This window comes from Cytophagales bacterium (assembly GCA_033344775.1).
Classification (GTDB): Bacteria; Bacteroidota; Bacteroidia; order Cytophagales; family Cyclobacteriaceae; genus JAWPMT01.
This window is the reverse complement of the sequence record JAWPMT010000004.1, coordinates 941,129-955,096: the sequence shown is the minus strand read 5'-3', so window position 1 is coordinate 955,096 and position 13,968 is coordinate 941,129. Positions and strand designations below refer to the sequence as shown.

The 13,968-nt window shown below is 44.3% G+C and carries 12 protein-coding genes and 1 pseudogene; 7 read left to right on the top strand and 6 right to left on the bottom strand.

The window, feature by feature from the left end:
* The first annotated feature begins 95 nt into the window (after nucleotides 1-95).
* From R8G66_12795 to R8G66_12780, 4 genes and pseudogenes are all read left to right on the top strand, one after another.
* A pseudogene (locus R8G66_12795) lies at nucleotides 96-1,439 on the top strand (sugar porter family MFS transporter).
* Between the two features lie 7 nt (nucleotides 1,440-1,446).
* Entirely contained in the window at nucleotides 1,447-3,036 is a 1,590-nt protein-coding gene (locus R8G66_12790; GenBank protein MDW3193242.1) for a glycoside hydrolase family 32 protein, read from the top strand.
* A gap of 103 nt (nucleotides 3,037-3,139) precedes the next feature.
* Nucleotides 3,140-3,844: a CoA transferase subunit A gene (locus tag R8G66_12785; GenBank protein ID MDW3193241.1), complete on the top strand. Its 705-nt coding sequence runs from the start codon at nucleotides 3,140-3,142 to the stop codon at nucleotides 3,842-3,844.
* Complete coding sequence (locus R8G66_12780) at nucleotides 3,837-4,490, top strand: 3-oxoacid CoA-transferase subunit B (GenBank protein ID MDW3193240.1); 654 nt, start codon at nucleotides 3,837-3,839, stop codon at nucleotides 4,488-4,490. Before R8G66_12785 ends, R8G66_12780 begins: the two co-directional genes overlap by 8 nt.
* Nucleotides 4,491-4,900: 410 nt before the next feature.
* Here R8G66_12780 and R8G66_12775 read toward each other — a convergent pair whose 3' ends face one another.
* Genes R8G66_12775 through R8G66_12750 form a run of 6 tightly spaced genes read right to left on the bottom strand, consistent with a single transcriptional unit; the run spans nucleotide 4,901 to nucleotide 11,691 of the window.
* The gene (locus R8G66_12775) at nucleotides 4,901-5,743 is read right to left on the bottom strand and encodes a DUF4249 domain-containing protein (GenBank protein ID MDW3193239.1); all 843 of its coding nucleotides are present in this window, start codon (nucleotides 5,741-5,743) and stop codon (nucleotides 4,901-4,903) included.
* A gap of 1 nt (nucleotide 5,744) precedes the next feature.
* A complete protein-coding gene (locus R8G66_12770; GenBank protein ID MDW3193238.1) occupies nucleotides 5,745-8,387 on the bottom strand; it encodes a TonB-dependent receptor in 2,643 nt (880 codons plus the stop codon).
* Between the two features lie 44 nt (nucleotides 8,388-8,431).
* Nucleotides 8,432-9,358 (bottom strand): FecR domain-containing protein, encoded by a 927-nt coding sequence (locus R8G66_12765; protein ID MDW3193237.1) that lies wholly within the window; start codon nucleotides 9,356-9,358, stop codon nucleotides 8,432-8,434.
* A gap of 56 nt (nucleotides 9,359-9,414) precedes the next feature.
* A complete protein-coding gene (locus R8G66_12760) occupies nucleotides 9,415-9,975 on the bottom strand; it encodes an RNA polymerase sigma-70 factor (GenBank protein MDW3193236.1) in 561 nt (186 codons plus the stop codon).
* 5 nt (nucleotides 9,976-9,980) lie between these two features.
* Entirely contained in the window at nucleotides 9,981-11,063 is a 1,083-nt protein-coding gene (locus R8G66_12755; protein MDW3193235.1) for a serine hydrolase, read from the bottom strand.
* Nucleotides 11,047-11,691: a hypothetical protein gene (locus R8G66_12750; GenBank protein MDW3193234.1), complete on the bottom strand. Its 645-nt coding sequence runs from the start codon at nucleotides 11,689-11,691 to the stop codon at nucleotides 11,047-11,049. The genes R8G66_12755 and R8G66_12750 overlap by 17 nt, the downstream gene beginning before the upstream one ends.
* 113 nt (nucleotides 11,692-11,804) lie before the next feature.
* Here R8G66_12750 and R8G66_12745 point away from each other — a divergent pair, with 113 nt between their 5' ends.
* From R8G66_12745 to R8G66_12735, 3 genes are read left to right on the top strand one after another with little or no spacing between them, the layout of a single operon-like run.
* Entirely contained in the window at nucleotides 11,805-12,356 is a 552-nt protein-coding gene (locus R8G66_12745) for a sigma-70 family RNA polymerase sigma factor (GenBank protein ID MDW3193233.1), read from the top strand.
* Nucleotides 12,349-12,876, top strand: a complete 528-nt coding sequence (locus R8G66_12740; protein ID MDW3193232.1) for a hypothetical protein — start codon at nucleotides 12,349-12,351, stop codon at nucleotides 12,874-12,876. The genes R8G66_12745 and R8G66_12740 overlap by 8 nt, the downstream gene beginning before the upstream one ends.
* Nucleotides 12,851-13,897, top strand: coding sequence for a DUF4097 family beta strand repeat-containing protein (locus R8G66_12735; protein ID MDW3193231.1), 1,047 nt, complete (start codon nucleotides 12,851-12,853; stop codon nucleotides 13,895-13,897). The genes R8G66_12740 and R8G66_12735 overlap by 26 nt, the downstream gene beginning before the upstream one ends.
* Nucleotides 13,898-13,968: the final 71 nt, after the last annotated feature.

Genomic DNA, 13,968 nt, shown 5'->3' with positions numbered 1-13,968 from the left:
GATCGCAATGCAATTGCGATCAAACAGGTTTCGACAGGCTCAACCTGACATAGGTAAGGCTTGAAGATTTCTTAAGCCGAACTTTAACCGACCTAAAGAAAATGGGAAAAACCCTTTATTATTCGATCACTGTAGCCCTGGCTGGCTTTCTTTTTGGTTTTGATACGATTGTTATCAATGGGGCCGAACAAGACTTACAGCAACTGTGGAGTTCCTTTACTTTATTTGGCAGCAATGATGCCTTCCACGGATGGGTTGTCGTTGCATCCGCTTTATGGGGTACTGTAGTAGGGGCCATGTTTGGAGGTATTCCTAATGATCGAATTGGTCGAAAAAATACGCTGATCGTTATTGGTATCCTCTACACCGTTTCAGCGATTGGCTCATCATTAGTCAGTGATCCCTGGCTATTTGCGTTCTTCCGGTTTCTGGGTGGCCTTGGTGTAGGGGCCTCTACCATTGCCGCACCTGCATTTATCTCTGAGATTGCTCCGGCAGCCAAAAGAGGTCAATTGGTCGCACTCTATCAGCTAAATCTTGTTTTTGGTATCCTGGTCGCATTCGTTTCTAATGGATTGATCGCGACTTATGTTACGGCAGAAGCCTGGCGCTGGATGATAGGCATGGAAGCTTTACCAGCCTTGGCCTATACATTGATGGTTTTTAATGTGCCCAGGAGCCCACGCTGGCTGATCGTGAAAAAGGGAGCTATTGACGAGGCCAGGAAAGTATTTCAGACCTTGTATCCGGCTGATGAAGTAGAGAAAGAGATCCAGAGTGTACAGGCGAGCATGTCTCAGCCTGAGAAATCCTCAGATCGATTATTCTCAAAGAAATTCAAAATTCCCCTGGCACTGGCCTTTGCTTTGTCCTTCTTCAATCAATTCAGTGGGATCAATGCCTTGTTGTACTACGCCACAAGAATATTTGAATCTGCTGGGTTAGGAGAAGAGTCGGTGGTCTTGAGTACCATTGGAATTGGTATCGCTAATTTTATCTTCACGATTCTGGGTGTAGTACTCATCGATCGACTGGGCCGTCGCCAGTTGATGTACATTGGCTCCATCGGGTATATTCTTACCCTGGCGACCACTTCTTTGGCTTTTGCCAATGAATGGTCCAGTATCGTACCTCCGGCCTTATTCCTATTTATTGGAGCCCATGCCATCGGGCAAGGAGCGATCATTTGGGTATTCATTTCTGAGATATTCCCGAATCATGTCCGGTCTTCCGGGCAAGCTTTCGGAACCTCAGTTCATTGGGTGCTCGCTGCGATCATTCCGGCGATGGTGCCTGTATTATTCTCCAGCATTGGAGCAGCTACTGTTTTTGCCATTTTTGCCGGATTCATGGTGCTGCAGTTGCTTTGGGTGGCATTTCTTATGCCAGAAACCAAAGGAAAATCCCTGGAAGAACTGGAGCAGCAACTGGTCAAATAAAAATCACATGATCAAATTCCAAAAATCTGCGATATGGTATCTGGCGCTAAGCTTGTTGCTTTTGGTTCGTTGTGCTACCACTCCTGAAAAAGAAGAAAGCCCAGTTGAGATAGTTGAGGTGAAATATGATTATGATCAACCTCATCGCCCACAATTCCATTTTTCGCCAGAAGAAAAGTGGATGAACGACCCCAATGGGATGGTCTATTATCAGGGAGAATACCACCTGTTTTATCAATATTATCCAGAGAATACGGTCTGGGGACCCATGCACTGGGGGCATGCGGTGAGCAAAGATCTGGTTACCTGGGAGCATTTGCCGATAGCCTTGTATCCAGATTCTTTAGGGTACATCTTTTCAGGCAGTGCGGTCGTGGACTGGGACAACACTTCAGGTTTTGGGACGGCTGATAATCCACCCATGGTGGCTATTTATACCTATCATGACTCCAAAAGGGAAGGGGAAACCAACTTCCAGTATCAGGGCATTGCTTACAGTACTGACAAAGGTCGTACCTGGGAAAAGTATGCGAAGAATCCGGTATTATCAGAGGAGTCCAGTGTTGATTTCAGAGACCCTAAAGTATTCTGGCATAAGCAAAGTTCGAAATGGGTGATGGTCCTTGCGGAAGGCAATCAGGTTGGGTTTTATGGATCGGCGGATCTGAAGAATTGGGAGAGTCTCAGTAAGTTTGGGGCTGATCAGGGAAGTCATGACGGAGTTTGGGAATGCCCGGATTTGTTTCAGTTAATCGATCAGTCTGGTGTTCCGAAATGGGTCATGCTGGTTTCTATAGGACCGGGTGGACCAAGAGGGTCCGCGACACAATATTTTGTTGGACAATTCAGTGGAAAACGCTTCATCAATGACAATGAATCGGATCGCGAACTATGGCTTGATCATGGTTGGGACAACTACGCCGGAGTAACCTGGTCAGATATCCCGGATCAGGATGGAAGGAGAATATTCCTGGGATGGATGAGCAATTGGCTCTATGCGACTAAAGTACCTACTGAAAAGTGGCGCAGTGCCATGACTTTACCCCGGCAGTTGGCCATTTATCCAACACAAAAGCATGGTCATTTGATCGCCTCAAGGCCGGTTGAAGAGATGCAGTTACTCCGAACCAAAGCTGTAGACATCAATCGGACAGTTGTTGCTGGTGCTTCGGATTGGACGGATAAATTGATGGGTGATAGTACCCTACTCAATTTTGAATTCACGGTGACGGATATTACCAATGGTAAGGACCGATCCTGGAAGTTGAATTTCAGTAATCGTTTTGGAGAACAGCTGGCCATAGGGTTCAGGGATAGTACGGATCAGTTTTTCATCGACCGTAGATCCGCACAGGATTCTACCTTTCACAATGAATTTGAGCAATTACATCTCGCAGATCGCATTTCGGAAGTCCCCCAGATGCCGATCAATATCTGGTTGGACCGATCAAGTGTGGAAGTCTTCTTTGATAATGGCACCGTCGTGATGACGGACTTATTTTTCCCCTCATCATCCTGGAATACTTTGACTTTTCAGTCCGGACAAGAAGCTGTGCTGGTAGAAGGTAATGTGTATGAATTACGATCGATTTGGTGATCTGCAAGTTCATATCACCTTAAGTCACATTTGAGTTCATAATCTCCCGAATTTCAATGAAATTGCGGTAACTATTTGTTGTAACAACAATTAATCCATTTTCATGAATAAAGTAGTCAGTGGCGCCAGGGAAGCCATCGCTGGTATACAGGACAACATGACCCTGATGTTGGGTGGTTTTGGCCTGTGTGGCATTCCCGAAAATTGTATCCATGCATTGGTCGAGGCAGATATCCGTGGCCTGACCTGTATTTCCAACAATGCGGGTGTCGATGATTTTGGTCTCGGATTGTTGCTTCAAAAGAAGCAGATCCGAAAAATGATCTCCTCCTACGTGGGAGAGAACGAAGAATTTGAGCGGCAAATGCTCAGTGGAGAATTGGAAGTGGACCTGATCCCACAAGGTTCCCTGGCTGAGCGCTGCAGGGCTGGGGGAGCCGGAATACCTGCTTTTTTTACCCCGGCAGGTTACGGAACTGAGATCGCTGAAGGAAAAGAAGTTCGGGAATTTGATGGTAAGCCACATATCCTTGAAAGCGCATTGACCGCTGACTTTGCAATTGTGAAAGCCTGGAAAGGAGATATAATGGGTAATCTCATCTACAAGGGAACTGCCAGGAACTTTAACCCACCAATGGCCATGGCCGGTAAGATCACCATTGCGGAGGTAGAGGAGTTGGTGGAGCCTGGAGAATTGGACCCAAATTTCATTCACACGCCAGGAATTTTCGTACAGCGGATTTTCCAGGGAGAGCAATACGAGAAAAGAATTGAACAGAGAACCGTAAGATCAAAGGAAGATGCTTGATAAATTAGGGATTGCTAAAAGAATCGCTCAAGAATTACAAGACGGCTGGTACGTGAATCTGGGTATTGGGATTCCAACCTTAGTTGCCAATTACATTCCGGAAGGGATCAGTGTGGAATTTCAATCTGAAAATGGTTTGTTGGGTATGGGCCCATTTCCTTTTGATGGCGAGGAAGATGCTGATATGATCAATGCTGGCAAACAGACTGTTACGACACTAGCAGGTGCATCCATTTTTGATTCTGCGACCTCATTTGCTATGATCCGGGGACAGCATGTGCAGTTGACTGTGCTAGGTGCGATGGAAGTAGCCGATAATGGAGACATTGCTAACTGGAAAATTCCAGGAAGACTGGTGAAGGGAATGGGTGGTGCCATGGATTTGGTGGCATCTGCGGAAAACATCATTGTAGCGATGATGCATACCAATAAAGCCGGAGAGTCCAAGCTTTTGAAGGAGTGCACGCTTCCGATTACCGGTGTAAAATGTGTGAGGAAGGTGGTCACCAACTTGGCGGTAATGGACATTACCGAACATGGCTTTAAACTACTGGAACGTGCTCCTGGTGTTTCCGTAGAGCAAATTCAGCAAGCCACAGAGGGTCGACTCATCGTAGAGGGTGAAATACCTGAAATGAAAATCTGAGGAAAGAATTATTTCTCGTTGGGATAGGCGATGGGCAGCAAATTAGCATTGGTAAAGCCTTCGTTGTAACGATTTGAATAATCAGGGTTCTCGAGAAAAAGCTCTCTGGAACCCTGAAAGTGTTGAACATTCTTTCTCAGCAGTAATCGATTCTAGCCCTTAGAAATTTTGTTTTTCCTGCCAAACATCTTGTAATCTCTTATTTTGAGGATTTCAAGTTTACTCGCTTGCTCAATAGCACGCCCACGAAGGCTAGTGCCACAGAGACTATTACTATTATTAACTTTTTAATCATAACATCTATAAGACAAGCTACAAGGGTAAAACCCCCAAAAATTGTGCCTTTTTTGATGTCAAAGAACTTTTTTGCAAGTCTCTGAAGCTTGATTAAATAGTGCGACTAATGATCTCTATTCATCCAGTAACACCAATTCTGAAGAAGAAGAGGAGATACAGCCAAAAAAACCCAGCACGATCTGGTCGGGATCAGTTCGGTTGCGCAGGTTGCCAGAAATCGTAGCAGGAAGGGTGCCTGAAGCAGTTCCCAGTAGCGTCGTTTGGTTTTTGAGTAAGGTCAGGAAGTCAAAAGCGTCTTCACTCAACGTTTGCATTTCCATGGTCAACGTATCTCCAAATTCATATCGAAAACTTCTAAATTCGTTTGGGAAGAAATTGCCATTGATGGCGGAATCATCCAGTAATTCCAGGTCATTGGGAGCGCTGAACAAAGTGTCATTTCTGAATATTCTCCATCGGTAATAGTTACGGATATCCGGCGGGTCCTGGGCCCAGGAGACTGGGAAATTGAAGGTCTCTAACAGGTTCGCATTGTCATCAGACAACTCTTCGTCTTGTCGAAATATCAAACTGTCAATTGTCACGATTCGGGGAACGGATTCAAAGGGAGAAACAATTGTATCTCCATCAGGAAGAATCACTTCCAATTGATAAAACAAGGAATCCACACCTCGGAACTCAACATTAGATCGATAGATACCATCTTCATTTTGTTGAAAAATGAACTGATCTGATTGATTGTTGATCACGGAGACCCTGGCACCCATAATCAAGGAAGGTCCGGATTGGTCATTGAAGCCTTGCGTACGTGATAATACAATTTCCTGATTGGTCACCTGATTAGAGATCCATCCCTGAACTACTACCAGATTCGCATCAGCCGTAAGGTCGATCTGGATGGGGTCCTCACAACCTAACAATACGAGTGAAATCAATAGGTAATAGATTTTCCGCATGCTAAAACTTAAAATTATAGGTCAGGGATGGAAAGATGAATCCTAATACGGAGTATCGTACCACTTGTGTCTGCCCGGTGATATCAGGATTTTCTCTAAAGATGTAGGAGAAGGCATTTCTACGCGCATAGACATTGTACAAGGTCAGGGTCCAGGAGTCTGCGAATTTCCGTGTTCTTCCGTCGGGGCGAACTTTCTTGCCTTCTAATCGAGCAGACAGGTCCAGGCGGTGGTAGTCGCTTAGTCGGTCCTGATTTCTTCCCGCAAAGTGCGGAATGGGATTTCCTTCAAAGGTGTATTTGCCTGTAGGTAGGGTGATTGGCCTTCCTGTGCTGTAATTGAAGGTAGAGGAGAAACTGAGCCTGGGGGAATGTTGGTGTAGTATCACCATCGAGAAATCATGCGTTTTATCATTGTTGTCCGGGAAGAATGCACCGTCATTAATGGTTTCTTCGATCAGGTCACTTTTAACTCTCCGTTCCGCTCGAGATAGGGTGTAACTGGCCCATCCTCGAGTTTTACCTGTGTTCTTTTTGAGGAAAAATTCCAGACCGTAGGCACGTCCACGGGCGTTGAGAAATTCTGTTTCAGGGTTCGGGTTGAACAACAAGTCGGCACCGTCCTTGTAGTCGATGATGTTGCGCTGTTCCTTATGGAATAGCTCAAGTGAAGATTCCCAGCTATTGTCGGCAAAATTGCGGTAATAACCTAGAGAGAAGTGATCCGTCTGGGTAGGTTCTATGTTGCGGTCACTGAGTTTCCAAATGTCTGTTGGGCTAGGAGTAATGGTATTGGAGATCAAATGGATGTACTGATAAGTTCGGTTGTAGGCAGCTTTGACTGCAGTATTGTTAGTGATCCGCCAGTTCAGAGAGGCACGCGGTTCTAGGTTGAAGAAGTCCCGCACCAGTTCCCAATTGCCAAGTCGGACCGTATCAGCAATGGTATCGTCGCGTTTAGGTCCACCTGGAATGTAACGGTAAATCTCAGAGTCACCCAAGCTGATATTGTGCATGCTACTGAAGCGAGCACCATACAATATTTCAAGGTTGGGAAGTACCTGCCATTGGTGGGACAGATAAATACCTGATTCGAATCCGTGTTCAGAGTCCAGTTCCAATGGGTTCGTAGAGGAGTCGTCGGGATCAAATGGAGTTCTGGTCCCAGGAGATAATCGGTGGAAAGTGGTGGTGGCTCCGAAATCGAATTGTGAGGTCGGTGAAACGAAATAAGAGAAATCTGCTTTAAGTGAATAATCCGTTACGCGGAACTGGCCTCTAAAGCTGCCGGCTTCCCTTGGGTCTTCGATCGTGTATTCATAAGTGCTTAACACGCCTGAGAAATGCCCAAATATCCGTTTAGCGAATTGCTTGTTCCAGCGAAGTGTCAATGTGCTGTTTCCCCAGTCTCGTCTGGAATCAAAGCTCGTCCGGTTACGATCGCGGCCAAGGTAGCTGGATACATAAAAGGTATTGCGGTCATTGAGCTTCCAGTTCATTTTGATGTTCAGGTCCCCAAAAGAAGTATTGGAGTTTCGGTTGACATTATCCGGGCCTAATTCTGTAGGGTCAATGATGGACTGTCTTCCTGAAATCAAAAAAGAGCTTTGACCTCTTTTGATTGGTCCTTCGGCCAACAACCTGGCTGAAAGAAGTCCCAAGCCTCCCGCAAAGTGAAATTCCTGATCATTGCCTTCTTTCTGGTGAACATTGATCACCGAGGAAGCGCGGCCACCGTATTGAGCGGGGAAAAAGCCTTTGAGGAACTGAATGTCATTGACTGCTTCGGGATTGAAGACGGAAATCAGACCGAAAAAATGCGTTGGATTGTAGATGGGTGCTTCGTCTAAAAGGATCAGGTTTTCATCGATGTTCCCACCTCGAACATTGATGCCAGCGGCCTCTTCGCCAAGCGTTTTGATTCCGGGTAGCAGCAGGCTGCCTTGAAATACGTCTACTTCTCCCATAAAGTAGGGTATATGATTGTCTGTAGTAAAGTCAATGGCATTGATGCCGGGAATGATCCCATTGATATTGAAGGAGGGCGGACGTGAAGAAATGACCACTTCCTCTAATTCAGCCACACTTTCAGACATACGGAAGTGATGGGTTTTGTTCTTCGTCAGATGGATGCTATTAGGTGGGGTGTCAAGTCCAATGAAGGTGGCGTGGATCTCGTACTCACCTTCTGGTAGTGTCATGGAATAGTAGCCATAACGATTGGTGATCACGCCGTGTTTATTGTCCGTTGTGAAGACATTGGCGCTGATCAATGCTTCTCCGGTTTGGGCGTCTCGAACGTACCCGGATAAAGTGAAGCTTTTCTTTTTTACGGGTAAGTCGATGCTGGTGAGTAGGATTCGGTCATTTCTAACCAAGGAAGCAACACCTTTTCTTTTCAGAACTTTTAAGATCTCTCGCTGGGAATAGCTGCTCTTTTTAAGCTCAATAGTGATTTTGGGCAACTTATCAAGGCTGTAGACCAATGTAGAAGCTAGTTGTCGATCTAATTCTAAAACAAGCGCTTCAACGGTATAAGAGCGTTGATCGAGGTACACCGTAGCATTACCCTGGCCTTTTGTGTCGAAAAGAAAAAAGGTAATTAAGACGAAAAATACGTAGAAGGCTCCTAACGGACGATTCATTCAGCTCGTTTCCAGAATCAAACGAGCGCAAAATTAAAAGGATGTCAACAACCCTCCCCAGAAATCTGGAAGGATTCTCCCTTATTTGTTACTTCTGCGGAAAGAATGATAGAAATCTCTTGCAGTACTTCTTCCAAAGGAAGCTTATCGAAGGTTCCGGTTACTGTACAAGAGGACATTTGATCATCAATTTTGATCTCATGCTTGTAGTAACCATTCAAGTAGGTTACGACTTTCGATAATTCGGTGTTCTTGAAAACGAATTTGCCTGTTTTCCATGACATGGCATTCACGTCTGGATTTTGATTCAGGGAAATCGAACTGGACGCTTTTGTAAAGACCCCTTCCTGACCAGCAGTGACTTTCGTTTGTTGATCTTGAGCAGAAAACGCTACGATCCCTTCGGTTACGGTTACGGTTGTGGAAATTTTGTCTGATGTGTTCAGATTGAATGCGGTACCTAAAACTTCTACCTGCGTTTGAGGAGCGTCGATGATGAATCGCTTACCATCCTTGGCTACTTCAAAATAGCCTTCACCACTAAAATGAATTTTTCTTTCAGAGCCAAATGCTTCAGGATAAGAAAGAATACTTCCCTCATTTAGGAAAACCTGGGTTCCGTCTGGTAAAATGACTTGTTGTCTGGCAGCATCAGCTTTCACCTCAATCATTGCCAATTGATCGGAAACGTGTTCGCTACCCAGAAAATTGTAAGTGAACAACCCAATACCAAAAGCAAAAATGACCGCAGCAGCTACTTTCATCAATGGTTGCCAGTTGATCAGCCTGGTAGGCGTTTCTTTTTCGGCTACTTGTGAGGAGAATTTAGACCAGGCCTGATCCACATCAATATCCTCTAAATCAACAGGTTGTGTCAATTCGTAGATATCCAGAATTTCCTGATCTACCGCTTCCGAGGATTCCTCCTGGTAGTGCTTTTGATTATATGTTTGAAGGATTTGGTGGTCCATTACTACAGACAGGTCAATTCAATTGGAAGGCACCCCTAAAAAATGTTTCACTTTTTTCAACTTTTTTTCAATATTTCCATCACGGGCCTCAGAGACTCTCGTAATTTCTTAAGGGCGATCCCCATTTGATTCTCCACAGTTTTTTTAGAGAGGTCCATGTCCTCGGCAATTTCATCGTAAGTCAATCCGGCATTTCGGCTGAGCACGAAAATCTCCCTGCATTTTTTAGGAAGATCATCGATCGCGGCCTTCACCGCTTTTTCAATGTATTGGCTACGGTCCTTTTCTACATACTCAGAATGGATTCCGATCTCAAATTCTCCGATATCCATTTGTGCCTGAATTTTTGGCAATTCCAGTTTTAAGTAGTTAATGGATCGGTTTTTTGTTGCAGAATAGAGATAGCTCTTCAGCGAACTCTGAACATTGATGACTTCACGCTTTTCCCAGAGGTACATGAACACTTCTTGCGCTATTTCTTCCGCAATGAGTTTATCACGTACAAACTTGTGAGCATACCGAACGATTTCCGCGTAGTTTTTCCGAAAGAAGTTTTCGTAAACCCGTAAATCCCCGTTTTTGATTTGCTGAAAGTCAATCAGGTCTTGTTCAGACATATACTTTATGGCACCAGTGTCCTCACGATTTCACCGTAGAGGAACATCGGATTGCTAATGATATTCAATGCAATGTTTTCGGTGCTAAAGGTAATAAGAAGGTTTTGAGATGGATTGATATAAATGTGTTGAGAGAAGAAATAAGTGTCATTAGGCTGTAATAAGGGGATAAAAGTGATATTATCCGAAAACACCTGCCAGAAATAGCCGTAGTTCACGTTGTTGGTAATGACAGATTGTGGTGAACTCACCGTCTCTATCCATTGGCTGGATACGATCCTTTCATTTTGCCAGAGACCTTCTTTTAGGTACAGGTACCCAATTTTCGTTAAGTCAATGTTTCTTAAGCTAAGTCCGGTGGCTGCATTCACATTTCCAGTCGGATCGGTTGTCAGGAGGTAATCGGTGATGCCCAGTGGCTGGAAAATACGTTCCTCGACAAATTCCGTAAAGGGCTGTCCTGAAACCTCTTCTACAATTTTGGCCAGAATGATGGCTGAACCAGAATTGTAATTGAATCGAACCCCAGGATTGGCTTCCATGTCTTTTTCGAGAACGAAACGGACCATGTCATTCTCACTAAGAATAAGATTTAGGTCATTGTTGAAGTTTTGAAGGGAAGTGATGTTTTCATTCCACGAAAAACCGCTTCTATGAGTCAATAGGTTTTCAATTGTAATTCCGGTTTTTAGCGCATTAGCTGCGAATATGTCATCATACTCATCACCCAATACACTTTGGATAGGAATGTCCAGTCTAGGGATCCATCCTTCATCAAACGCAATGCCGATGGCGAGGATGGTAATGATCGGAGAACTCCGCAATAAGCTTCTTCCTGAATTACGGTCATCGCCCACATAATAATTTTCAAAGACGAGTTTGTCATCCTTGACGATGATCATGGACCGAATAGGTTCGAATGTGCCGAAAGAAGTAATAGTATCTAGATTGATCAATAGATCGTCGCTCATGCCTACTTCTGAAGGCAAAGCATATTCCCAGATGTCCTGATCCGGTGGCGTTTCTTCTCCTACAAAGCAACTGCTGAATAGCAGTGCGATCACGATTAGATTAATTGCCTTCTTCATCCTCGGAGCTCACTGTTTTTGTTTTTCTAAAAAGACCCAGACGTACACCAAACTGTATTACGAGTCCCGAAAAGTCGTCTGAGGTAATTCTTGGTAATTCCAGGCCATTGACTTGCCGGTACCCGACATTGACATATCCAGCGATCAGCAATTCGGGATTGAGTTCTAATTGCAGGGTAGGTTGCCAGATAGTCATTTTGTCCCGAAATACATCTTCACCGGTACTGTTCCTTTGCCATACCACATCGCCATGAGACCATTGTAGCAAAGCATTGATATGAATGAGGTTGGTACGCCAGATGTCGCGACCGATGTAAACACCGCCATGGCGATACAGCATGTCGAATTGATTGGGGAAGATCAGTCGCTGTTGGTATTCTCCTACATAATCGAGCATGGTGAAGCCCACATGAAACTTCTTATACTCTGCGCCCAATTGGAGCTGAACAGATGGCTCAGTGCCATCAGTCGTGGGGGCAGCTTCTACACCAACTCCGACGTAGAGTGACGTTATATCGTACCAAAATCCTTCTTTAACTTCCGTTTCTGTTTGTAAGGTGTCTGTTTCCTGTGCCAGGCTGATGAACGAGGCCAACAGCAATATCCAAAGTATTGAAAACTGTTTCATCCCCTATAAGACAATCATAAAAGCATTCTCCATACCCAAGATTAAAAAGATATTGAATACATTATGCAACCGCGCCGTGATTAATATGTCTTTTAAAAGAATTTGACAGGAAATTGGCTACTAGTACGTTGAATATTCACCAGGAATTGATCGATAAGTGTCGTGATAATGATCGCGTGGCACAATATCGTATCTATCAACTGTACAATAAAGCCATGTTCAACACGGCCTTGAGAATTTTGGGTAGTCGTGAAGAAGCAGAAGATATTTTGCAGGATGCATTTGTGAGTGCGTTTAGAAACCTGGATAAATACCGGGAAGATGCGCCTTTTGGGGCCTGGCTGAAACGGATCGTGGTGAATAAGTCCATCAGCCGGACCAAGCAACGAAAAGAGACACAATTGCTTACAGAGTCCGAAGGAGAATTTTACTTTGAGTGGAATGAGGATGATGGGCCTGATTTGAACCTGGAATTAGTCAGGCAGGCCATTGCGGAATTGCCGACGGGATTCAGAACCGTGTTGACGATGTATCTGTTAGAAGGATTTGATCATAAAGAAATTGCAACCGTACTGGAGATCACAGAATCGACTTCCAAGTCCCAGTACAACCGGGCCAAGAAAAAGCTCAGGGACATCCTGGGAAAAGTATTGAATTATGGGTGACAAATTAGAAAAGTTCATCAATCAACATCAGGGAGCCTTCGATGCAGAAGCACCTTCGGAAGGTCTATGGGATCGTATCGAGCAAGACTTGCCAGAAGATCAAAAGAATTCGTGGTGGTCGTACTGGAAGGTAGCAGCGATGCTCTTCCTGGTCTCAACCATTGTGTTGATGGTAGACCGGATCGATCAACCCGACCAACAATTGTCCGTTGCGACTACTTTATCAGTGGAGTTTGTTGAGGCGGAACAATTCTACAGTCAATTGATCGCTGAACGCAAGGAGCAGATTGGCGCGTACGATATTCAAGGGGATTTGCATCGTGAATTCCTGGATGATATCAATGAGTTACATGATCTATACCTGGAATTGAAGTCTACTTTTGAAATTAAAAGCGGTGATCAAAAATTGGTTGATGCCATGATTTCCAATTTGCAATTAAGAATGCGTGTGCTGGATCGACAAATAGAAATTTTAGAAAGAATTAACGATTATCATGATGAGGAAGCTGCTTCTATTTAGTTGTGCGCTAATATTTATGGCTTACACCTCTGCTGATACAAGCCGTGGGGAGAAGAGCAAGACCATCAATAAGACCTTTGAGGTGGATAAAAATGATATCATCAGCATAAAGAATTCCTTTGGTCAGGTGCATGTGACCACCTGGGATGAGTCAAATGTTGCTGTGGAGATAGAAGTTTCTGTGGAAAGTAGGTCTGACAGCAGGTTGCAGCAATTACTGGATGACATCAGTGTGGAGTTTGATGAGCAGAGTGACGGTATTTACATGCGAACCAATTTGGATGTCAATACTCGCTCCTATGAAGATTTTGAAGTCAATTATACCGTTAAATTGCCAGGGGAGAATAAACTGGATGTTAAAAATGAACACGGTGACATCTATATGGATGACCGTTCGGGTGAAGTGGATGTTGATTTAAGTTACGGTGACCTTAAAGCTGGGAAGTTGGCTGCAGGGGGTGAGTTAAAACTTGCTTTCGTCAATGCGGACATTAAAGGATTTGGAAAAGGGCAAATTGTGCTGAAACATGTCAATTCGTTCTCGCTGGATGAAGCAGAGGACATTGTATTGGATCAACAACATTCCGAAATAGAGATTGGAAGTGTATCAATCATTGATATGAGAAGTCGTCATGGTGAGGTTGAATTTGGCACGGTCGGAGAGATGGATGTGAATATTCAACACACTGATTTTGTGATTGAATCGCTAGAGAAGTCACTGGACATGTTCGCCAGGCACGCTTCAGATTTTAGCATTGATAACGTATCAGAAAATTTTGAATTCATCGATATTGAAGGAAACTACGGTAGTTATCGCATCGATCTGGATGACGGGCTAAAAGCTGACTTTCAAGCGGACTTTCAATATGCGACCATGAAGGCATTGGGGGTAGATATTGATTACAGTCTTCATTCTAAAGAACAAAACAAAGAATCGTACGAAGCCAAAATCGGAGGAGGCCATGCTTCCAAGCGAATTCGTATTACTTCAACTTACGGAGATCTCAGGTTAACACAGTGAAAGTCTTAAAACTTCGGATATTAATTCATCTTTCTTTGACTCTATGGCTATCAATTTTAGTGTTGACGTCA